The organism is Variovorax nitratireducens (assembly GCF_051216545.1).
In the GTDB taxonomy this organism is placed as follows: Bacteria; Pseudomonadota; Gammaproteobacteria; order Burkholderiales; family Burkholderiaceae_C; genus Variovorax.
Genome location: NZ_JBPJZO010000002.1, coordinates 594,381 through 615,120 on the forward strand (window position 1 = coordinate 594,381; position 20,740 = coordinate 615,120).

A 20,740-nucleotide genomic window follows, 5' to 3' on the forward strand; every position below is an offset into this window, starting at 1 on the left:
GCTCAGTGGGCGGTGCGGCCTTCGCGGCTCTCGCACAGCTCGTCCAGCACCAGGGCGTCGGGCTCGATGCCGGTGCTCCAGTGCACCATCAACACGATGATCTTGAGTTCGTCGAGCGCGACCGGGTCACCGGGCGCGGCCATCGCCCGCTCGATCACGATCTCGCGCAGCCCGCCGGTGAGCACGCCGGCAGTTTCGAGAAAGCTGATGAAGCCCAGGCATTCAGCGCCCAGATGATCCTGTTCGGCGCTGGAGTAGACCCGCATCGCGCTGGCCGATTGGGGCAGGGCGGCTTCGCCGGTGCCGCGCAGCGTGACGGTGCCTGACGTCCCGTCGGCATCGCGCGCCACCTGCACGCCTTGCGTCGCGAGACTGAGCCCGTCCAGCCATTGCAACGCGTCGCGGATCTCGTCGGGGTCGAAGCCGTGAGCGCTGAGCTTGCGGCCCAGTTGCTCGGGTTCGGGGCACGCGTCGCCGCGCCAGTAGTTTTCATAGACGAACACGAGCACTTCGAACATGGCCCCAATATAGCCCACCATCCGGCGTGACTCGCCGATCGTGCGTTGTGCCGGCGCGACGTGCGGGTTCAGGCCGACGCGCTGCGCTGGAACAGGCCGCCCGGCAAGCGGGCCACGTGGCCATCCAGCTCGAGTTCAAGCAGCTGGGCCTGAAGATCGCCGGCGCTCCAGCCGGTGCGGGCACTCAGTGCGTCGAGGCTTACCGGGTCGTGGCCGAGCGCGTCGAGTAACGGGCTTCGCGGGTCGAGCAAGGGGCTTTGCGGGTCGAACGCGCCTGTGGCGGCTGCTGGCCGGGCGTCGGACGCAGTGGAAGTCATGGCCTTCGGCAGCCGCAGCTCTTCCAGAATGTCCTGCACCGACTCGACCAGCTTGGCGCCCTGGCGGATCAACGCATGGCAGCCGCGCGATTGCGGCGCGTGGATCGAGCCGGGGATCGCGAACACGTCCTTGCCCTGCTCCGCCGCCAGCCGCGCCGTGATCAGCGAGCCCGATTGCAGCGCCGCTTCCACCACCAGCGTGCCCTGCGAGAGGCCTGCGATGAGCCGGTTGCGCTTCGGAAAATTCTGCGTGAGCGGCGGGGTGCCCAGCGGAAACTCGCTGATCAGCATGCCCTGCCGCACGATGCGCCGCGCCAGATCGCGGTGGCGCGCCGGGTAGACACGGTCCAGCCCGGTGCCGACCAGCGCAACGGTGGCAAGCCTCGGCGCGTCGCCGGCTGCATCGAGTGCGCCCTCGTGCGCGGCACCGTCGATGCCAAGCGCCAGCCCCGACACGACGACGATCTGCGCCTCGCCGAGCGAGCGCGCAAACGCCCGCGCGTTCGACGCGCCCTGCGGCGTCGGATTGCGGCTGCCGACCACGCCGAGGCTGCGGCCCAGCTGGGTCAGGTCGAAAGCCGGGGCGCCCAGCGTGTAAAGAAGCAGGGGCGGGTCGGCCATTTCCAGCAGCGCCGTCGGATAGCCCGGGTCGCCCAGGGTCACGATGCGGCGGGTGGCTCCGGTGTCATCGGTGCCGTCGAGCCACTGCCAGGTTTGATCCACCAGCGCATCGAGTGCCGGTGGCGGCTCGCGCAGCGCCGCGGCCCGGGCGTCGGTGGTCACCTGCGCGAGCACTGCCAGCGGCTGGGCAAACACGGCGGCCGGCAAGCCGAAAGCCGCCAGCAGCTTGCGCGCCGCGCTGTTGCCGATGCCCGGCGTCAGCGTGAGCCGCAGCCAGCCCGCGAGTTCTGCGCGCTCCACGACAGCCGCGCGGGATTATGGGTTGACGAGCAGGTCGCCGGCCTTCGGCGTGTCGTTGATCTCGAGCACCAGGGCGTAAGAGACCTTCTCGAACGGGCGGAACACCATCAGCAGGCCGATGCGTTCGTTCGGCAGCTTGAGCGTTTCCTTGCCGCCGCCCGTGCGGTCGACGATGGTTTCGCCGTTCTTGAGGATGGCCATCACGTGGCCGCTTTCGATGCCGTCGCGGGTGCCCTTGTTGATCGCCACCACCTGGTTCTGGGCGGCGAACTGCACTGCGTTGCCATAAACCGAGACGATGCGCCCATCGGTAATGGTGTCGATCGGCGCGCGCGGCGTGTAACTCAGCAGCTGGCGCGGCGGCTCGGGCAGCAGGCGGTCGCCGGCGCGTATTTCTTCGCGCGCGGCCACGATGTCGATGGTGGCGGGCACCACGTTCGTGACCTCCTTGCCGCCCTCCATCATGGTTTGGGTCGACTCGCTGCGTTGCAACTGGGCCTTGCCGACGTATTGCGCTTCGTAGCCAAGGATTTCGCTGGTGGCGGGATCCTTCAGTGGCGTGGCCGTACGGAACACGCGGAACTGGTTGATCGGGCCGGCCTTCTCGAGCAGCGGCGCATTCGGCTCGCCGCGCGCATAGGCACGGTCGCCGCGCGCCAGCAGCACGCGGCTGTCATTGCCCGCCACGATGCGCGGAGCCGTCTTGAGGGTGTCTTCGTCGACCACGATCGGCTCGCTGAGGAACGGCTCGATCAGCGCCGGATTCAGCGTCGGCAGCGCCAGCCCCGTGACGGTGTCCTGGCGGGTGCGCGGCGACAGCTTGATGGTGCCGCCATCACCCGAGCCGACGCCGCGGCGCAGCGTCAGGCGGGCACGGCCGCCGGTTTTGTCGAGGAACAGCACCTGGCCCGGGTAGATCCGGTGCGGATTGGCGATGTCGCGCAGGTTCATGCCCCAGAGCTCGGGCCAGCGCCACGGGCTCTTCAGGTACAGGCGCGAAATGGCCCAGAGCGTGTCGCCGGACTTGACCGTGTATTCGTCGGGCGCGTTCGGGTTCAACTCGCTCAGCGGAATGCCGGTCTGGGCAGTCTGCTGCGCGGTCGCGCGCTGCGCTGGAGTGACCGGATAGTTCTGTGCGTTGGCGACGGTCACGCTGCCGAGCAGTGCCAGTGCGCCAAGCGTGGCAAGGATGTTGGGGCGCAGGCGAGCGTTGATTCGGGTTGTTTTCATGGTTTGATGGTGTGCACACACTGCGCCACGCCGGGCGAAACGAATCCTCACAATTTGCAACGAATTTTGCGCTGAAGCCCTTGATTGGGCAACGTTTATCCCTTTCGGACGCCGCGCGCCGTCGCGGAATTGGCGAAAATAGCCACAACTTTCGCACGCTTTCATGGCCAAACGACCCATTCTGAGTTTCCCCGACAAGCGTCTGCACACGGTGGCCAAGCCGGTGCAGGGCGTCGATGCGCGCATCAAGTCCCTGGTGGCCGACATGCTGGAAACCATGTACGACGCGCATGGTATCGGGCTCGCCGCCACCCAAGTCGACGTGCATGAGCGGCTGGTGGTGATCGATGTGTCGGAAGAACGCAACGAACCGCTGGTGCTGATTAATCCCGAGATCGTCTGGGCCAGCGACGAAAAAGTATTGAACGAAGAGGGTTGCCTCTCGGTGCCCGGAATCTACGACGGGGTCGAACGCGCCACCGCCGTGCGGTGCACCGCGCTCGACCTCGACGGCGAGCTTCGCACCGTCGAGGCCGAAGGCCTGCTCGCGGTCTGCATCCAGCACGAACTCGACCATTTGCTCGGCAAGGTGTTCGTCGAATACCTTTCGCCGCTCAAGCGCAACCGCATCAAGAGCAAGCTGCTCAAGGCGCAGCGCGAGGAACAGCGCGAAGGGCGCGAATGACCGTGCTGCGTGGCGCGCGAGGGCTCACCTCGGTGGCGCTGGCGTTCGCACTGACGGCCTGCATCAGCGAACCGACCCGCCTGCCACCCAACACCAGCAAGGCCGAAGCCTTGCAGCGGCTGGGCACACCCACCGCCGTCTACGCCTTGCCGAGCGGCGTCGAGCGTCTGCAGTATTCGCGCGCACCTTCGGGTTTCGAGGTCAACAACGTCGATGTCGACGCCGCCGGCCGCGTGTTCTCGGTGCGGCAGGAACTCGACGAAGGCCTGTTCGCCGGCACCATCCGGCCCGGCGTCTGGCGCGAGGCCGACATCCTGCGGACGTATGGCCGCCCCTTCGAGATCACGCGCGTGTCGTCCTTCGACGGTGGGGTCTGGGCCTGGCGCTACAAGGCGCAGAACACACGCCGGTTGCTCTACATCTATGTAGACCCCCAGGGCCTGGTGCAGTACTACAACGTGGGTGACGATCTGTCCCTCGAAATTCTGATCCGTTGAAGTCTGCGAGCACCGTTTGAGAGTCATTTTTGCGGGAACCCCCGCCTTTGCCGCCATTGCCTTGGCGCAGCTTGCCGCCGCGGGCCACGACATCGCGCTGGTGCTGACGCAGCCCGATCGGCCCGCCGGCCGCGGCCTCAGGCTGCAGGCGTCCCCGGTCAAGGAACTGGCGCAGCAACACGGCTGGCCGGTCGCGCAGCCGCGCAGCCTGCGTCTCGACGGAAAGTACCCCGACGACGCAGCTGCGGCGGCCGAAGCGCTGCGCGCCGCAAGTGCGGACGTGATGGTGGTCGCGGCCTACGGCCTGATCCTGCCGCAATGGGTGCTGGACGTGCCCAGGCTGGGCTGCCTGAACATCCATGCCAGCCTGCTGCCGCGCTGGCGCGGCGCCGCGCCGATCCACCGCGCGATCGAGGCGGGCGACCTGGAAACCGGCATCACGATCATGCAGATGGACGCCGGCCTCGACACCGGTGACATGCTGTTGCGCGAGGCGCTGGCCATTGGCGACGACAGCACGGCGAGGCTGCACGACCGGCTGGCCGACGTGGGTGGCCGGCTGGTCATCGAGGCGCTGCGTCTGGCCGAAGCCGGCGCATTGAAGCCCGTCGCGCAGCCGGCCGAAGGCGTGACCTACGCCCACAAGGTCGAAAAGCACGAAGCGAAGATCGACTGGTGCCAGCCGGCAGAGGCCATCGTGCGCCGCATTCGCGCTTTCGACCCCTTTCCCGGCGCCACCAGCCCACTCGACGGCGAGGCCGTCAAGTTCTGGGCGGCCCGCGTCCAGTCCGGCGCGGCCGGCGAAAAGCCCGGAACCATTCTGGCCGTAGCGCCCAGCGGCATTGCGGTGGCGGCCGGCAACTCGGTCGTGCTGATGACGGAATTGCAGCGCGCCGGCGGCAAACGCCTGGCGGCCGCCGACTTTCTGCGCGGCTTCGACGTCAAGGCCGGCCAGGTTTTCGGGCTCTGACGGGTGTTCTTCCTCGCCAGCGTCCGCAACCAGCCCACGTTTCGCGAGGGCGCCCGCGAGATGGCGCCGCTCGCGCTCGGCATCTCGGCCTGGGGCCTGATGACCGGCGTGGCGATGGTGCAGTCGGGCATGAGCGTGGTCGAGGCGGTGGCGATGACGCTGCTGGTCTACGCCGGCAGTTCGCAGCTCGCCGCGATCCCGTTGCTGGTGGGCGGTGCGCCAGGCTGGGTGATTCTGGCCACGGGCTTCTGCGTGAACCTGCGCTTTGTGGTGTTCAGCCTGCACCTGCGGCCCTATCTGATGCACCTGCCGCGCTGGCGCCGGCTGGTCAACGGCTACCTGACAGCCGACCTCAGCTATGCGCTGTTCACGCGCCGCTACCCGGTGCCGGCCGACGACGCGGCAGGTCGCGCCGCGCAGGAGGCCTACCTCGCAGGCGGCTACTGCGTGACCTGGTGCTCGTGGATGGCGCTCAGCCTGCTCGGCGTGACGCTGGCCAACTTCATTCCGCTGGCGTGGGGCCTGGGCTTCGCGGGCGTGCTGAGCCTGGTGGGCATCCTCTGCTCCATGGCCACCAGCCGGCTGCGAATGCTGGCCATCGCCATCGCGGGGGGCACTGCGGTGGCGGCTTACAGCCTGCCGCTCAAGCTCAACATCGTGGTCGGCATCGGCGTTGCGGTGCTGCTCTGCTTCTGGTTCGAGCGGCAGCTCGGGCTCGATCCCAACGAAGGAGACGAGGCGTGAAGGGTGTGACGGATGCCTGGACGCTGCTGATCATCGTCGGCCTGGCCGGCGTCAGCGTGCTCACGCGCTGCTTCTTCTTCATCCTCGACCGGCCCTGGGGCTTTCCGCCCTGGGCGCACCGGGCGCTGCACTACGCACCGGTGGCCGCGCTGGCGGCGGTGGTGATTCCCGAGATCGTCATGACGCAGGGACACTTCGTCTCGACCTGGCAGGACGGCCGGCTCTTTGCGGCCGCGGCCGGCGCCGCGTACTACTTCTGGCGCCGCGGCGTGCTGGGCACCATCGTGGTCGGCATGGCGGTCTACCTGCCGCTGCATCTGTGGCTCGGCTGGTAGGCGCTCCTAGAATCGGGTGCATGAACGTCATCCGCTTTACCGATCTGTGCGCCCAAGGCAAAGTTGCCGGCCAGCGCGTCTTCATCCGCGCCGACCTCAACGTGCCGCAGGACGACACCGGCCGCATCACCGAGGACACGCGCATCCGCGCCTCCGTGCCCTGCATCCAGCAGGCGCTCGCCGCGGGCGCTGCCGTCATGGTCACCTCGCACCTTGGCCGCCCCACCGAAGGCGCCTTCAAGCCTGCCGATTCGCTGGCGCCCGTGGCTGCCCGCCTGGGCGAGCTGCTGGGCCGCGATGTGCCGCTGCTGGCCGACTGGGTCGACGGCGTCGAGGTGAAGCCCGGACAGGTGGTGCTGCTCGAGAACTGCCGCGTCAACAAGGGCGAGAAGAAGAACGACCCGGCGCTGGCGCAAAAGCTCGCTGCGCTCTGCGACATCTACGTGAACGATGCCTTCGGCACCGCGCACCGCGCCGAGGCCACCACCTACGGCATCGCCGAATACGCCAAGGTGGCTTCGGCCGGCCCGCTGCTGGCGGCTGAAATCGACGCCATCACCCGCGCCCTCACCGCGCCGAAGCGCCCGCTGGTGGCGATCGTCGCGGGCTCCAAGGTCAGCACCAAGCTGACCATCCTGAAGGCATTGGCCGAGAAGGTCGACCAGCTCATCGTCGGCGGCGGCATCGCCAATACCTTCATGCTGGCGGCCGGCCTGCCGATCGGCAAGTCGCTGGCCGAACCCGATCTGCTGGACCAGGCCAAAGCCGTGATCGAAGCGATGCGCGCGCGCGGCGCTGCCGTGCCGATTCCGGTCGACGTGGTCACGGCCAAGACCTTTGCGGCCGATGCACCGGCCTCGGTGAAGGCGGCGAGCGACGTGGCTGAAGACGACCTGATCCTGGACATCGGCCCGCAAACCGCAGCGCAGCTTGCGGCGCAACTTGGCGAAGCCGGCACCATCGTCTGGAACGGCCCGGTCGGCGTGTTCGAGTTCGATGCCTTCGCCAACGGCACCAAGGTCATCGCGCAGGCCATCGCGGCCAGCCCGGGCTTTTCGATCGCGGGCGGCGGCGACACGCTGGCCGCAATCGCCAAGTACGGCATCGAAGACAAGATCGGCTACATCTCCACCGGCGGCGGCGCGTTCCTCGAGATCCTCGAGGGCAAGACCCTGCCGGCGCTGCAGATCCTGGAACAGCGCGCCGCCGGCTGAGCTGCGTCGCCGCGGCCGGCTCAGGCCGGCGCGGCGCGTGGCTCGCTGGTCGCCCGGCCCTTGAAATCCGTCCAGCACCGGCGCGTGAAGTCGTAGAGCTTGCAACTGCGCGCGGTGCCGAAATACCAGCCCCATGAAAAGCGCTGCACCACGATGCGGTTCGGCAGCAGTTCCTCGAGGCGCGCCTGCGCCGCCTTCAGCTTGTAGAGCGGGATGCTCATGTCCACGTGGTGCGCGGTGTGCTCCATGATGTGGTGCAGCAGGGAGCCGATTCGCAGCGGGAACGTCAGGTGCACTGTGGTCGAGACGAAAGGCTGCGCGCGCTGCCAGGCGGCACGGTCGTCGTGCCAGCTCACCTTCACGTGCGTGTGGTGCACGTAGACCACGAAACCGATCATTGCGAACCAGAACAGCAGCGGCACCACGAACGCCGTGGCGACCAGCAGCAGCACCGACTGGCCGGTGGCCAGCGCCGCCGCCGCTAGCGCGCAGAACCAGACCGTGCCGAAACTGCCCACCAGCCAGCAATCGTGCGAGAACACCGGGCGTTCGGCCTTGCCGGACTTGTCGCGCGCCACCATGCGGTGCCACCAGATCTCGACCATGTAGTAGAGGCCGGGCGCCCAGCCGCTGCGGTAGACGCGCTCCATGAAGCGGCGCGACGGCGACAACGCACCGTACTCGGCCTGCGTGAGCGGCGCCCAGGTGAAGTCGACGCCCTTCAGGTTGGTAAACCCGTGGTGCACCACGTTGTGCCCCATGTCCCACAGGCTGAACGGCGTGAGCGATGGCAGGAAGGCGATTCGGCCCAGCCACCGGTTCAGCCCCCGGTGCGGCGTCAGGCTGTGGTGGCAGCCGTCGTGCCCGATGATGAACAGGCGCCCGATCACGAATCCCGTGGCCAGCCCGCACAGCAGCTTGAGCCAGCCGGACTCGAGCCACACCGCGGCAGTCAGCAGCGCCATGAACAGCGTGTAATCGAAGGCGAGCAACGCCAGCGCCCGCACGGTGCTGCGCTGCGAGAGCGGGATGAGCCAGGAACGAAGGGTCTTGCGGTGCGGCAGCGGCGCTTCAGGCGGCACGGGCAGGGGCAGGGCGGAGTCAGGCAGGGCGTTCATGGTCGAACCGTAGCGTGTCCGGCGCGCACCGGCCATGACGAAAATCAACATCCGGCCGATTGCCGGCTGAACTTGCCGTATCGTGCGCTGTCATTTCCGCATGTGAGAATTGCGTCAAAGGCAGCAAAGCCAAACCAACAGCGAGAGACAAATGAACGACCCCCGCATTCCGCGCCACGCCACCAAGATCGTCGCCACTCTCGGGCCCGCTTCGAGCGACCCGGCGCTGCTGGAACAGATGATCCTGAACAAGGTCAGCGTGGTGCGTCTCAACTTCAGCCACGGCAAGGCGCAGGATCACATCGACCGCGCGCTCATGGTGCGCGAGGCGGCACGCCGCACCGGCCGCGAGGTCGCGATCATGGCCGACCTGCAGGGCCCCAAGATCCGCGTCGGCAAGTTTGCCGAGGGCAAGATCTGGCTCGAACCCGGCGCCAAGTTCGTGCTCAACGGCGCCCGCACCGAGCTCGGCGACGTGGACGCCGTCGGCCTCGACTACAAGGACTTGCCGCGCGACGTGAAGGCCGGCGACCGGCTGCTGCTGAACGACGGACTGATCGTGCTGATCGTCGATGCGGTCAAGGGCGACGCGGTCTACACCACCGTGCGGCTCGGCGGCGAGCTGTCCAACAACAAGGGCATCAACAAGCAGGGCGGCGGCCTCACGGCACCGGCGCTGACCGGCAAGGACATGGAGGACATCAAGACCGCGATGAGCTTCCAGGCCGACTACGTGGCCGTGAGCTTTCCGAAGAATGCGACCGACATGGAAATGGCGCGCCAGCTCTGCAACGTGGCGGCGGCCGAATTCGGCCACAAGCCGGGGCTGATCGCCAAGATCGAGCGCGCCGAGGCAATCCCCAAGCTGGAAGAAATCATCCGCGCCAGCGATGGCATCATGGTCGCGCGCGGCGACCTCGCGGTGGAAGTCGGCAACGCGGCCGTGCCGGCGCTGCAGAAAAAGATGATCCGCATGGCGCGCGAGATGGACCGGGTGGTCATCACCGCGACGCAGATGATGGAATCGATGATCACCAACCCGGTGCCCACCCGCGCCGAGGTCAGCGACGTGGCCAACGCCGTGCTCGACGGCACCGATGCCGTGATGCTCTCGGCCGAAACCGCCTCGGGCCGCTACCCGCTCGAGACCGTGCAGGAGATGAGCCGCATCTGCGAAGCGGCCGAACAGGCCGAGGACAAGACACTCGACACCGACTTCAGCGGCCACACCTACAACCGCATCGACCAATCGATCGCCATGGGTGCGCTGTTCACCGCGCACCACCTCGGCGCCAAGGCGATCGTGGCCATGACCGAGTCGGGCTCCACGCCGCTCTGGATGAGCCGGCATGCGGCGCACATCCCGGTCTATGCGCTGACGTCGCGCCTTGCCACCCAACGCAAAATGGCGCTCTTTCGCAACGTGCGCCCCTTGCTGATGGATCCGGAGAGCGACCGCGACACGGCGCTCGAGCAGGCCGAGACGCATCTGAAGAAGCGCGGGATCGTGCAGAGCGGTGACGTCTATGCGATCACCTGCGGCGAGCCCATGGGTGCACCCGGCGGCACCAACATGCTCAAGATCTGCCGGGCGACCTGACGCCGTCGGCACAAAGCCCGGCCGCGTCCTACCGGTGCGGCCGGCGGCAATGCGCATGCTGGCGAAACCGTTTTGGCTCGCCGCGCGTACCTGCCCCATGAGAAACCCCCTTCCCAAGCCGCGCCCCGCGCTGCTGATTGCCGCTGCCGCCGTGCTGCTGGCCGCCTGCTCCCCCGTCAAGCTGCTGAATCGCGTGGTGCCGAGCGACACCTACGCGCTGGAGGGCGACGTGTCTTACGGGCCGGCGCCGCGCCAGCAGCTCGACGTTTACCGGCCGCTGGCCAGCACCGTGCCCGCCGAGGGCAAGCGCCCGCTGGTCGTCTTCTTCTATGGCGGCACCTGGACGACCGGTGAGCGTGCCAGCTTCAGGTTCGTCGGCGAGGCGCTGGCAGCGCGCGGCGCCGTGGTCGTGTTGCCTGACTACGGCCGGTCGCCCGCGTTCAAGTACCCGGTGTTCGTGCAGGACAGTGCGCTCGCCGTCAAATGGGCACTCGACAACGCGGCGCGGCTCGGCGCCGACCCGAATCAGGTTTATGTGATGGGCCACAGCTCGGGCGGCTACAACACGGCGATGGTGGCGCTCGACGCGCGCTGGCTCGACGCGGTGGGTGCGAGCCCGAAGCAGCTCGCCGGCTGGATCGGGCTGGCCGGCCCCTATGACTTCCTGCCGATCGTGAACCCCGACGCGCAGGTGGCTTTCAACTGGCCGGCCACGCCGCCGGATTCGCAGCCGCTGACCCATGCCTCGGCCGCCTCGCCGCGCGCGCTGCTGCTGGTGGCGCGCGAGGACAAGGTGGTCAATCCGGTGCGCAATACCGGGCAGATGGCGACCCGATTGCAGGCAGCGGGCGTGCCGGTGCAGACGCGCGAGTTCGACGACCTCGGCCACATCACGCTGATCGTTGCCGTGGCCAAGCCGCTGCGGTGGCTGGGCGGCCCGGTGCTGCCGCCGGTGCTGGCTTTCCTGGGGCTCCCGCCAGACACCGGGAAATAGCCGAAATAGCCGATCGAGCCGATCCGGGCCCGCCGATACAATCTTGCACCACCCCCCTACCGCCGTGTCAACGGCCACGAACGAGAGAGAGCGACGCAGTGAATCAGGAACAACTCGACAAAGTCTCCAAGGGCAACGGCTTCATCGCCGCGCTGGATCAGAGTGGCGGCAGCACCCCGAAGGCGCTCAAGCTGTACGGCATCGAGGAAAGCGCCTACCAGGGCGACGCCGAGATGTTCGACCTCGTGCACGCGATGCGCAGTCGTATCGTGGCCAGCCCCGCGTTCGACGGCCGCCGCGTGCTCGGCGCCATCCTGTTCGAGGCGACGATGGATCGGCAGATCGACGGCCTCGATGCCGCCGCCTACCTGTGGCAGCGCAAGCAGGTCGTGCCTTTTCTCAAGGTAGACAAGGGCCTGGCCGCCGAAGCCGACGGCGTGCAACTCATGAAACCGATGCCCGAACTCGACGACCTGCTCGCGCGCGCCGCGGCCAAGGGCGTCTTCGGCACCAAGATGCGTTCGGTGGTGAATGCTGCCAACGAAAAGGGCATCGCTGCCGTGCTGGACCAGCAGTTCGCCGTCGGCCAGCAGATCCTGAACGCCGGCCTGGTGCCGATCCTCGAGCCCGAAGTCTCGATCGGCGCGGCCGACAAGCAGCAGGCCGAAGTCGTGCTCAAGAAGGGCTTTCTGGAGCGCCTGAACGCGTTGCCCGCCGCATCGAAGGTGATGCTCAAGCTCACGCTTCCGACCGTCGACGGCTTCTACAGCGAACTCGTGGCGCATCCGCAAGTGGTGCGCGTGGTGGCGCTCTCCGGCGGCTACGAACGCGACGACGCCAATGCCCGCCTGGCGCGCAACCCCGGCATCATCGCCAGCTTCAGCCGCGCCTTGACCGAAGGCCTGAGTGCACAGCAGTCCGACGCGGCGTTCAACAGCGCGCTGGACGCAGCCATCGAGTCGATCTACCGCGCCTCGATCACCTGACCCAAGGCGCGTTCTGCCCGCATGCCGGCCACCGTTCGCGGTGGCTTTTTTCTGCGCGCACAATCGCCATTCCCCCTCCGTTCCCCCCTCCGTTTCCACACCGCTTTTTTGCCATGACCACCGTCCACACGTCCTCCATCAAGAGCCTGCTCCTGCTCGCGCGCGGCAAGGTGCGCGACAACTATGCGGTCGGCGACGACCGCATCCTGATGGTGGCGAGCGACCGGTTGAGCGCGTTCGACGTGATCATGGGCGAGCCGATTCCCGGCAAGGGCGTGATCCTCACGCAAATGGCGCTCTGGTGGTTCGGCCGGCTTGGCCACATCTGCCCGAACCACCTGACGGGCGACACACCCGAGAGTGTGGTCACGGCCGAAGAGGCGCCGCAGGTCAAAGACCGCTCGATGCTGGTCAAGCGCCTGAAGCCGATCCCGGTCGAGGCCGTGGTGCGCGGCTATCTGGCCGGCAGCGGCTGGAAGGAGTACCAGGAGGGTCGAGCCGTCTGCGGCGTGCCGTTGCCCGAGGGCTTGACCAACGCCAGCAAGCTGCCGCGCCCGATCTTCACGCCCGCTGCCAAGGCGGCTGCGGGCGAGCACGACGAGAACATCAGCTACGACCGCGTGGTCGAAATCGTCGGCCCGGCGCTCGCCCAGCAGATCCGCGAAACCAGCATCCAGATCTACGAAACCGCGGCGGCCATCGCGCTGACCAAGGGGATGATCATTGCCGACACCAAGTTCGAGTTCGGCCTCGACGAGGCCGGCACGCTGGTGCTGATGGACGAGGTGCTCACGCCCGACAGCTCGCGCTACTGGCCGATCGAGGGCTACGAAGAAGCCTTGCGCAACGGCACCAATCCGCCGAGCTACGACAAGCAGTTCGTGCGCGACTGGCTCGAAGCCACCAAGATCAACGGCAAGCCCTGGGACAAGACCCCACCCGCGCCGCGCCTGCCGGCCGAGGTGATCGAGAAGACCGCCGCCAAGTACCGCGAAGCGCTGCAGCGACTGACTGACTGACCGGCCGGCGGGGCGGGTTGTTTTTTAACAAATGTTAATAAGTCACAAACTGCGCGGCAATAGTCCCTGCCTGCCGACGCACGGATTCCAGACACTGTCCTCACCACAACGGATGAGGAAGCGAAATGAATCTGGCAATCCATGAAAAAAGCCCACTGTCTTTCAGTGGCGCCACGGTCGCCCCGCCGGACGCGTTGCAGGCCGGCATGCTGGCGCGCGTGCTCGACGAAATCGATCACGGGCTGGTGCTGGTCGACCTGACCGGCCGCATCCTCCATTCGAACCACCCTGCGCGGCGCGAGCTGGCGGCCGCGCGCGCACTGCGCAATGCCGACGGCATGCTGTGCGCCGGCCAGCCGGCCTGGCAGGTGCGCATTCGGCAGGCGCTCAGGGACGCCGAGCGCGGCTGCCGCAGCATCGTCGAGCTGGAGCACGTGAGCGACCCACTGTCGCTGGCTTTCATCCCGCTCGAGCCGCGTGACACCGGCGCCGTGATCGACACCGTGCTGATCATGTGCAGCCGCGCCGCCGGCTGCGAAATGCTCACCATGCAGATGTTCGCCCGGGCCAAGCAACTGACGCGGGCCGAACAGAACGTGCTGGCCCAGCTTTGCGCCGGCCACGGGGCCGAGGAAATCGCCGGGCTTCAGGGCATCCGCCTGTCGACGGTGCGCACGCACATCAAGAACGTGCGCCAGAAAACCGGCAGCAGCAGCATCCGCGAGGTGGTGCACCGCGTCACGCGCATGCCCCAGATCGTGTCGGCGCTCAGGCTGGCTACGCACGACTAGGATCGCGGCGGCCGCGGCCCGCAGGCGTGCTGCGCCGCGTGGCTCTATAGTCCGCGCATGCCGCCGCCCGCCGCCGGAAATCGCGCCGACCCTCTTGCCGCCTTGCCGACCTCACTGCTCAAGCTCGCAGCCCTGGGCGTGCAGCGCCGTTACCGCACCCACGCGGTGCTGATCGAAGAGGGTGACCAGGGTGACGCCATCTACATCGTGCTGACCGGCCGGCTGCGCGCCTTCGTCTCTGACGCGCGCGGCCGCGAGGTCACGCTCGGCCACCACGGGCCGGGCGAATACGTCGGCGAGATGTCGCTCGACGGCGGCCCGCGTTCGGCCAGCGTGCAGACGGTGGAGCCGACAGTCTGCGCGGTGGTGACGCGCGAAACCCTGTTGCGCCACATCGCGGCCGACGCCGACTTCGCGATGGGGCTGATCGTCCGGCTCATCCAGCGGGCCCGGCTGGCGACCGAAAGCGCGCGCAGCATGGCCCTGCTCGACGTCTACAGCCGGCTCAAGCGCGTGCTGGAAGAGCGGGCCCAGACCGAGCCCGACGGCACCCGGCGCATCGCCGAGCGGCTGACCCACCAGGCGATCGCGGGCGAGATCGGCTCGTCGCGCGAGATGGTGAGCCGATTGCTGAAAGACCTCGAAAAAGGCGGCTACATCGCCGTCGAGCAGCGTTGCCTGTTGTTGCTGCGGGCCTTGCCCGCGCGCTGGTAGGGCGGCGGTCACGACAGTCCGTGCTGCCGCAGGCCGGAGGCCATCGCCTCAACGAGGCCGTTGCGGATGCGCCGCCGCACGAACAAGTGCCAGAGCGGTGCGAGCAGCCAGCGCGCCCACCAGGGCATGAGGTGGCGGTACACGAGGTTCAGACGCCGGTCGAAGGCCGGGCCGAAAGCGGCCGGGTCGGCCTGGCCACGCGGCCAGTCGGGCGACGGCTCTTCCTCCCCATGGCGCGGGTGCAGCCGGCCGACCAGCGGGATGACCGGCAGCTCGCGGTCGCCGGCCGCATAGCGCGCCCGCTGCGTCGTCGTCCACCCCGCAAAGAGCGGGTTGTCCTCGGGCAGCAGCAGGTGGTTTGCCAGCGCCTGCTGTGCATTGCGGCGGCCGAGCCGGTAGTCGTGCAGCCGGAATTCGCGGCACAGGTAGCCGCCGAGACCGCCGAGGCTCCCGCCGGCGAGGGCGCGGCTGGACGCGGTGGACGAGTCCGCTTCGGCGTGCGGCGCGATCAGGAAGCGGCTGTAGACGTCTTCGCGCGTCGCCAGCGCAATGTCTTCCATGCGCAGTCGCGCCTGGTCGAGCAGCGTCGACAGCAGGCGTGGCAGCGCATTGCCCAGATTTGTCGGCAACCAGGGCGCGCCCGAGGTGGACGACGTGCCGAGCAGCGGGTTGACCAGCAGCACCGCGCGGTCGCTCAGGAGGCCGTCGCGCGGGTTGCAGGCCAGCGGGTCGCGATCGTTGAGCTCCGAGCGGACGGCGTCGACCGGGTCGTTGTCGATCAAGCCCCCATCGACGCCGTCGAACGCGCGGTCGTGCGGCTCGGTGGCGGCGCCGGCCGGAGATGCGGCCACCACTTGATCCGGGGCGCAGGCGCCACCGCGCAGCACGATCTGCAACGCGCGGGCATCGGTGGCGAGGTGCTGCAGCGGCCGGGCCGGCAGCAGCAGCGGGAAAGCCGCCGAGGCGAGGGCTGCGGTGGCATACCCGTGCCCCCATCGATCCCAGGCGGCCGCGGGATCGGCGCCGACGGCAATCTCTTTTTCGTCGGCGCGCCGCGCGGTTTGCGGGTGGCTGCCGTCGCCCAGGCCGGTGAGTGCGAAGCGCAGCAGCTCGCCATGCACCGTTGTGTGCGGCGGTGTTGCCGCGCGGCCAGCGTGGAGCAACGGGTAGCGCACGCCGCGCAGGTTGGTCACCGAGAAGGCCACGCGAAACGGGTCGGGCAGCCAGCGGCGAAGCCGTGGCGTGGCCCGCTGGCCGAACTCGATGGCCTGGCGCGCGGCGCCTTCGAGTTGTGTCGGATCCAGCAGGGAGCGCACGCTGCCGCTCGCGGCATCGCGCGTGTCGAGCAGGTTGTCGAGGCCGGTCATGTGAACCCAGCTTTCGAACAGCGGGTTGCGGCATGCGTCGTCGTACGAGGTGCCCGGGCGCACTGGCGGAATGTCATATGGCAACGCGGCGCCCAGTACCGCGGTCGTCAAGGCGCCCGACGACGCGCCCATCACGGTGCGCAACACCACCCGGTGCGCCGGCGCGTCGGCGTCGTTGCGCTCCTGCGCGTCCTGCCAGGCGTCCAGCGCTTCCACGATGAAGTCGATCGCGCCCGCGGTGAAGGCGCCGCAGGACACGCCGCCGGCCAGCGAGAGACCGAGTTCGAACTGCGGTGGGCGAGTCATGGGCGGATTCTCCTTAACATTTTCTCAAGACAACGCGTGGCGAGTATCTGTCTTGTGTCCAGGGTGCCTATCCTCAGAATGGCGTATGGACAAGCGGGTCTCACCGGATAGAGTCGGCGGGCTCGCTATAACAGAGGAACGGATGATCGCTTGTGCAAATTGCGGAACGCCACGTCAGGCTCGCCACCGCTTTTGCTGGAACTGCGGCGCGTTGCTGGACGCGCAGCGCGAACTCAAGCAGGTCACCGTGCTGCTCGCCGACCTCTGCGACTCCACCGCCCAGGTGGTGCAAACCGGTGCAGAAGACGGGCAGGCCTATCTCGACACCGCCTACCGCCTGATGGCCGAAGCCGTTGCCACCTATGGTGGCACCCGCATGCAGTGGCGCGGCGACGAACTGCTGGCGTTGTTCGGCGCGCCCATTGCGCAGGAAGACCACGCGCTGCGCGCATGCCTGGCGGCGAGCGCGATGCTCGAAGCGATGAAGGCGCACACGACGGTGCAGGCGCCCATGCGCGTGCGCATCGGCATCGATTCGGGCGAGGTCATCGCCGGGCCCGGTGGCGCCGACCTGTCGACGCCCTACCGCGTCGACGGCCCTCCCATCCATCTGGCGTCGCGGCTGGAGAAACTGGCGGCACCTGGCACCGCCCAGGTCAGCGGCAACACGATGCAGCTGGTGGGCGACCAGATCGAGACGCGCCTGCTCGGCAAGCGCGAGATTCGCGGCTTCAGCGCGCCGGTCGACGTGCACGAGATCACGGTCGGTTCCCAGGGTTCGGCGGCGGCGCCGCTCGCACGCAGGCGCTACCTGGGCCCGCTGGTCGGGCGCGGCGAAGCCATCGAAGACCTGAAGGCAATTGCCGAGCGCGTCCGGGCTGGTGCATTCTGCGCAGTCGGCGTGCGCGGCGAGGCGGGCATCGGCAAGTCGCGGCTGATTGCGGAGCTTTGCACGCACTTGCGCGAAACGGGGTTCTCGGTCGCGCCGGTGACCGCGCGGGCCTATGCCAGCCATGTGCCGTACGGATTGGTCGCGGATCTCGCACGCGTGCTGCTGCGGCTCGGAAGTGGCGATCCGGGTGGCGACGCAGTTCCTGCGGGGACGGCGCCGGGCCAGCCAACCGATCTGCACTCCGCCGCGCTGACCGATCTGCTCGACACCGGCGATGCCGGCAGCGCGTGGCGCGCGCTGTCGCCGCTGCAACGCAGCGAGCGCATCGCCAACACCTTCGCGTGGCTGGTGCGCGAACGCACCCGCAGCGGGCCGTTGGTGCTCGCGGTGGACGACGTCTTCCTGGCCGACCGCGGCAGCCTGCGACTGCTTGAACTGCTGGCGCGGCGCCTGCAATCGCAACCGCTGCTGGTGCTCATGAGCTACCGGCAGGACTATGTGCATCGCTGGAGCGATGCACCCTGGTTCGCCGAACACTGGATCGGCCCGCTGCCTTCGGCGCAGATGGTCAAGCTGGCGCAGGCGTTGCTCGGCGACGACGAGTCGCTGCACAGCGTCCGCGCCGCCCTGCTCGACCGTGCCGACGGAAATCCCTTCTTCCTCGAGCAGATGGTGATGACCCTGGTCGACGGCGGCAGCCTGCTCGGGCCGCCGGGCGCTTACCGTTGCACATCGGGCCAGTCCCCGCTGGGCGTGCCGGCGTCGATCATGGCGGTCATCGGCGCACGGGTCGACCGGCTTCCGGCCGAGACCAAGGCCAGCCTCGAGGCCGCGGCCATCGTCGGCGAACCCCTGCTGTCGAGCGTGATCGCCGCCATGCGGAACATCGACGAGGCCGCGGCAGAAAGCCATTTGCGGCAGGCCATGTCCGGCGGCCTGATCGCCGCGTCCGCGTCGGCCGGCGCCTATGCGTTTCGCCATGGGCTGGTGCAGGAGTCGGTGGCGGCGACGCTCACGCGATCGCGCCGCAGCCAGCTCCATCGCGCCGCTTTTGACGCGCTTCGCCTGCGCGGCGGCGACCAGCCTTCGGAGAACCCCGGCGTGCTCGCCCATCACGCGTACAACGGCGAGCAATGGCTCTCGGCTGCGGAGTACGCACAGCGCGCCATGACGCGTTCGATTGCGCGGTCCGACAACCGCGATGCGCTGCGCGTGTTCTCGCTGGGGCTCGAGGCCGCACGGCGCGTGGAGCCCGAGGCTGCGATGCTGCCTTGCGAGCTGGCGCTGCGCATGGAGGCGCTGGGCGCACAGATGGCGGTCGGCCTGTTCGACGCGATCGTCAGCAACCTCGAACGTGCCGAGTACATCACGCGCACCCTGGGTGACACGCGGCGCCAGGCCGCCGTTTCGCTGCAACTCGCTGTCACGTTGTGGACACGCGGCAGCTACCGGCACGGGCTGGAAGCCGCGACCAACGCCGGCGCGGTGGCGCTGGCAGCCGGCAGCCGCAGCCTGCAGATGGCGGCCATGCAGGCGCGCATGATGCTCAACCACGGACTCGGGCGCTACGCCATGGCAGGTGCCGATGCCGCCGAGGTCGAACGCGAGTTCGCCGCCGAACTGCGCGCCCGGCGCCTGATGCCGGGCTGGGCCGTGATCGCATCGGTCAACGTCAAGACCTTCCTGGCGGACACGCTGATCTGGAAGGGCGAACTCGATGCCGCCCAGGCCGCATGCGACGCCGCTTACCGCGAGCTCGCTGCCGAAGATCATGCGTTCTCGCGCGTGCTGGTCGACTTCGTGCAGGCCGAGCTGATGCTCGCGCAGGACCGGCCCGAAGCGGCGGTGGCACTGCTGCGTTCAGCCCTCGAGCTGTGCCGCCTGCATGAGCTCTCGAACATGCACCCGGCGATCGTGGCCTACCTCGGCGGGGCCATGGCGCGCAGCGGGCAGGCACTGCAGGCACTGGCCCTGCTCGAGCCGGCCATCGCGGCCAAGGTCTCGCTTTCCGGGGGCCGCTACAACGAGTTCTACTTTCCCTTCAACCTCGCCATCGCGTTGCGGGAGGCGGGCCGGACGGACGAGGCGCTCGTGGCCGCGCACGGAGCGTGCGAGGCGGCCGCGGCGCTCGAACAGCGCGGCCACGAAGCGCGTGCCTTGCAACTCCTCGCCGGCATCGAGGCCGATGCAGGGCGCGCGCAGGACGCGGCCCTGCACGCGCAGCAGGCGCTGGCGGCTGCGCGCGACTGCGGCATGCCCGGCCTGGCCGACGCGCCGGTTCCCAGCAGCCATGTTTGAGAAGGCACTCTCCCGCTTCGGGCGCTGGGCGGCGTACCAGGGCGTCAGCGCGGCGATCCACCAGCCGCGGGCGCTGCGCGCGCTGGCGGCGGCGATCCAGCAGAGCCCGAAAACCCGCAGCCTCCTTCGCACCGTGGCCACCCGGGACGACGTGGTCGGTGTCTTCGAACGGCCTCTTGCGTTCTCCAATTCAGCGCAGCGGCCCAACCTGGTGGCGGGCGACTTTGCGATCGGCATGGAATCCGGCCCGCGGCACGCCTGCGAGCGCGCACTGTTGATGAAGAAGCTGCAGCCCCCGCCGGACTTCGCGGCGCGCGCGTCGGCCGAGAGCCGGCGCCTCGTTGATGACCTGCGCGCCGGGCCGGTGCGCCGCTTCGACCTGGTCACCGACTACATGGCACCGGTCGTCTGGCAGGCGATGGGCGGTGCGTTCGGCGCGGCGCTGCCACCGCTGCCGACCGGTGATCCGGTTTTCCTGCACCTGCGCAACATCGGCGCGCACCTTATCGTGGGCGGTGTCGCCACCGATGCGGTGCAACGCCGTGCGAGAGAGAGCGCAGCGCAGCTCACCGCCTGGGTGCAGGCCCGGCTGCCCGCGTTGCAGACCGTCTGGGGTTTGCCCGGCACGGCGCATCGGGAAGAGGTCGCGCGCAACGTCGTCGGCATGCTGTGGGTCGGCCATCCTGCGACGGTGCAGAGCGGTGTGCTGTTGATGCAGGAACTGCTGGTGCGGCCGAAGGTATTGCGCGACCTCGCCGAGCGGGTCGGCCGGTGCACCGACCCGTGGAACGACATGCCACTGCGTGAACTGTTCGCGCGGCATGTGCTGGAACTGCTGCGCTTTCGTCCGCCGTTCCCGATCCTGCGCCGCGACGTGCCGCGCGATGTGCGCTTCGGCGCCGATGGCGCGTCGCGCGCCGCGGCCGGCGCACAACTGACGGTGATGACCATCGGCGCGTTGTTCGATCCTGCGGCTCACAAAGGCGCGCCGCCGGAGGTGTACGACCCGAACCGCGTCTTCGTGCACCCGCCCGACCGCTACCTGATGTTCGGCGGCGGCCAGCGGCACTGCATCGCCTCCGAGCAGGTTGTGGAGATGTTGGTGAGTGCGTTGATCGGCCTGCTCCAGTTGCCCGGCGTGAAGTGGGCCGACCCCTGGTGGCGCCGCATGCGCTACGACGGCCCGAGCATCGCGTCGGCCCAACTGGCATTCACGGACTAGAG

19 protein-coding genes are annotated in these 20,740 nt (G+C 68.6%); 14 read left to right on the forward strand and 5 right to left on the reverse strand.

The window, feature by feature from the left end; all coding sequences use genetic code 11:
• Positions 1 to 2 precede the first annotated feature (2 nt).
• From ACSFA8_RS08145 to ACSFA8_RS08155, 3 genes are all read right to left on the reverse strand, one after another.
• Positions 3 to 518 (reverse strand): Smg family protein, encoded by a 516-nt coding sequence (locus ACSFA8_RS08145; RefSeq protein WP_435478981.1) that lies wholly within the window; start codon positions 516 to 518, stop codon positions 3 to 5.
• Between the two features lie 68 nt (positions 519 to 586).
• A complete protein-coding gene (dprA, locus tag ACSFA8_RS08150) occupies positions 587 to 1,756 on the reverse strand; it encodes a DNA-processing protein DprA (protein ID WP_435478982.1) in 1,170 nt (389 codons plus the stop codon).
• A 15-nt stretch (positions 1,757 to 1,771) separates the two neighbouring features.
• Entirely contained in the window at positions 1,772 to 2,986 is a 1,215-nt protein-coding gene (locus ACSFA8_RS08155; protein ID WP_435478983.1) for a LysM peptidoglycan-binding domain-containing protein, read from the reverse strand.
• Between the two features lie 163 nt (positions 2,987 to 3,149).
• Between ACSFA8_RS08155 and def the strand changes: the two genes are divergently transcribed.
• From def to ACSFA8_RS08185, 6 genes are read left to right on the forward strand one after another with little or no spacing between them, the layout of a single operon-like run.
• On the forward strand, positions 3,150 to 3,671 hold the full coding sequence (gene def, locus ACSFA8_RS08160; RefSeq protein WP_435478984.1) for a peptide deformylase: 522 nt from the start codon (positions 3,150 to 3,152) through the stop codon (positions 3,669 to 3,671).
• Complete coding sequence (locus tag ACSFA8_RS08165) at positions 3,668 to 4,168, forward strand: hypothetical protein (RefSeq protein WP_435478985.1); 501 nt, start codon at positions 3,668 to 3,670, stop codon at positions 4,166 to 4,168. Before def ends, ACSFA8_RS08165 begins: the two co-directional genes overlap by 4 nt.
• A gap of 16 nt (positions 4,169 to 4,184) precedes the next feature.
• Positions 4,185 to 5,138, forward strand: coding sequence for a methionyl-tRNA formyltransferase (fmt, locus tag ACSFA8_RS08170; protein WP_435478986.1), 954 nt, complete (start codon positions 4,185 to 4,187; stop codon positions 5,136 to 5,138).
• 60 nt (positions 5,139 to 5,198) lie between these two features.
• Positions 5,199 to 5,882, forward strand: a complete 684-nt coding sequence (locus ACSFA8_RS08175) for an AzlC family ABC transporter permease (RefSeq protein WP_435479216.1) — start codon at positions 5,199 to 5,201, stop codon at positions 5,880 to 5,882.
• Complete coding sequence (locus tag ACSFA8_RS08180; RefSeq protein WP_435478987.1) at positions 5,879 to 6,217, forward strand: AzlD domain-containing protein; 339 nt, start codon at positions 5,879 to 5,881, stop codon at positions 6,215 to 6,217. The genes ACSFA8_RS08175 and ACSFA8_RS08180 overlap by 4 nt, the downstream gene beginning before the upstream one ends.
• A gap of 20 nt (positions 6,218 to 6,237) precedes the next feature.
• Positions 6,238 to 7,431, forward strand: a complete 1,194-nt coding sequence (locus ACSFA8_RS08185) for a phosphoglycerate kinase (RefSeq protein WP_435478988.1) — start codon at positions 6,238 to 6,240, stop codon at positions 7,429 to 7,431.
• A 20-nt stretch (positions 7,432 to 7,451) separates the two neighbouring features.
• On the opposite strand, the gene ACSFA8_RS08190 is transcribed toward ACSFA8_RS08185, so the two are convergent.
• On the reverse strand, positions 7,452 to 8,549 hold the full coding sequence (locus tag ACSFA8_RS08190) for a fatty acid desaturase (RefSeq protein WP_435478989.1): 1,098 nt from the start codon (positions 8,547 to 8,549) through the stop codon (positions 7,452 to 7,454).
• 151 nt (positions 8,550 to 8,700) lie between these two features.
• Between ACSFA8_RS08190 and pyk the strand changes: the two genes are divergently transcribed.
• The 6 genes from pyk to ACSFA8_RS08220 all read left to right on the forward strand — a co-directional run bounded on the left by pyk (position 8,701) and on the right by ACSFA8_RS08220 (position 14,653).
• Complete coding sequence (gene pyk / locus ACSFA8_RS08195; RefSeq protein ID WP_435478990.1) at positions 8,701 to 10,149, forward strand: pyruvate kinase; 1,449 nt, start codon at positions 8,701 to 8,703, stop codon at positions 10,147 to 10,149.
• A 97-nt stretch (positions 10,150 to 10,246) separates the two neighbouring features.
• A complete protein-coding gene (locus tag ACSFA8_RS08200; protein ID WP_435478991.1) occupies positions 10,247 to 11,143 on the forward strand; it encodes an alpha/beta hydrolase in 897 nt (298 codons plus the stop codon).
• Between the two features lie 98 nt (positions 11,144 to 11,241).
• Complete coding sequence (locus ACSFA8_RS08205; RefSeq protein ID WP_435478992.1) at positions 11,242 to 12,129, forward strand: fructose bisphosphate aldolase; 888 nt, start codon at positions 11,242 to 11,244, stop codon at positions 12,127 to 12,129.
• 113 nt (positions 12,130 to 12,242) lie between these two features.
• Complete coding sequence (locus ACSFA8_RS08210) at positions 12,243 to 13,148, forward strand: phosphoribosylaminoimidazolesuccinocarboxamide synthase (RefSeq protein ID WP_435478993.1); 906 nt, start codon at positions 12,243 to 12,245, stop codon at positions 13,146 to 13,148.
• Between the two features lie 125 nt (positions 13,149 to 13,273).
• Complete coding sequence (locus ACSFA8_RS08215) at positions 13,274 to 13,939, forward strand: helix-turn-helix transcriptional regulator (RefSeq protein WP_435478994.1); 666 nt, start codon at positions 13,274 to 13,276, stop codon at positions 13,937 to 13,939.
• A 57-nt stretch (positions 13,940 to 13,996) separates the two neighbouring features.
• Entirely contained in the window at positions 13,997 to 14,653 is a 657-nt protein-coding gene (locus tag ACSFA8_RS08220) for a Crp/Fnr family transcriptional regulator (RefSeq protein ID WP_435478995.1), read from the forward strand.
• Between the two features lie 8 nt (positions 14,654 to 14,661).
• Here the strand turns inward: ACSFA8_RS08220 and ACSFA8_RS08225 are convergent, their stop codons facing one another.
• Positions 14,662 to 16,326, reverse strand: coding sequence for a patatin-like phospholipase family protein (locus ACSFA8_RS08225; protein WP_435478996.1), 1,665 nt, complete (start codon positions 16,324 to 16,326; stop codon positions 14,662 to 14,664).
• Between the two features lie 211 nt (positions 16,327 to 16,537).
• Between ACSFA8_RS08225 and ACSFA8_RS08230 the strand changes: the two genes are divergently transcribed.
• On the forward strand, positions 16,538 to 19,516 hold the full coding sequence (locus ACSFA8_RS08230) for an ATP-binding protein (protein WP_435478997.1): 2,979 nt from the start codon (positions 16,538 to 16,540) through the stop codon (positions 19,514 to 19,516).
• Positions 19,509 to 20,738, forward strand: a complete 1,230-nt coding sequence (locus tag ACSFA8_RS08235) for a cytochrome P450 (RefSeq protein WP_435478998.1) — start codon at positions 19,509 to 19,511, stop codon at positions 20,736 to 20,738. The genes ACSFA8_RS08230 and ACSFA8_RS08235 overlap by 8 nt, the downstream gene beginning before the upstream one ends.
• Positions 20,739 to 20,740 lie beyond the last annotated feature (2 nt).

What these genes read in the sequence shown, in the direction of transcription:
- ACSFA8_RS08145 (WP_435478981.1), bottom strand. Translation starts at nt 518, where the DNA reads ATGTTCGAAGTGCTCGTGTTCGTCTATGAAAACTACTGGCGCGGCGAC.
- ACSFA8_RS08155 (WP_435478983.1), bottom strand. Translation starts at nt 2,986, where the DNA reads ATGAAAACAACCCGAATCAACGCTCGCCTGCGCCCCAACATCCTTGCC.
- def (WP_435478984.1), top strand. Translation starts at nt 3,150, where the DNA reads ATGGCCAAACGACCCATTCTGAGTTTCCCCGACAAGCGTCTGCACACG.
- ACSFA8_RS08165 (WP_435478985.1), top strand. Translation starts at nt 3,668, where the DNA reads ATGACCGTGCTGCGTGGCGCGCGAGGGCTCACCTCGGTGGCGCTGGCG.
- ACSFA8_RS08175 (WP_435479216.1), top strand. Translation starts at nt 5,199, where the DNA reads ATGGCGCCGCTCGCGCTCGGCATCTCGGCCTGGGGCCTGATGACCGGC.
- ACSFA8_RS08185 (WP_435478988.1), top strand. Translation starts at nt 6,238, where the DNA reads ATGAACGTCATCCGCTTTACCGATCTGTGCGCCCAAGGCAAAGTTGCC.
- ACSFA8_RS08190 (WP_435478989.1), bottom strand. Translation starts at nt 8,549, where the DNA reads ATGAACGCCCTGCCTGACTCCGCCCTGCCCCTGCCCGTGCCGCCTGAA.
- pyk (WP_435478990.1), top strand. Translation starts at nt 8,701, where the DNA reads ATGAACGACCCCCGCATTCCGCGCCACGCCACCAAGATCGTCGCCACT.
- ACSFA8_RS08200 (WP_435478991.1), top strand. Translation starts at nt 10,247, where the DNA reads ATGAGAAACCCCCTTCCCAAGCCGCGCCCCGCGCTGCTGATTGCCGCT.
- ACSFA8_RS08210 (WP_435478993.1), top strand. Translation starts at nt 12,243, where the DNA reads ATGACCACCGTCCACACGTCCTCCATCAAGAGCCTGCTCCTGCTCGCG.
- ACSFA8_RS08215 (WP_435478994.1), top strand. Translation starts at nt 13,274, where the DNA reads ATGAATCTGGCAATCCATGAAAAAAGCCCACTGTCTTTCAGTGGCGCC.
- ACSFA8_RS08220 (WP_435478995.1), top strand. Translation starts at nt 13,997, where the DNA reads ATGCCGCCGCCCGCCGCCGGAAATCGCGCCGACCCTCTTGCCGCCTTG.
- ACSFA8_RS08225 (WP_435478996.1), bottom strand. Translation starts at nt 16,326, where the DNA reads ATGACTCGCCCACCGCAGTTCGAACTCGGTCTCTCGCTGGCCGGCGGC.
- ACSFA8_RS08235 (WP_435478998.1), top strand. Translation starts at nt 19,509, where the DNA reads ATGTTTGAGAAGGCACTCTCCCGCTTCGGGCGCTGGGCGGCGTACCAG.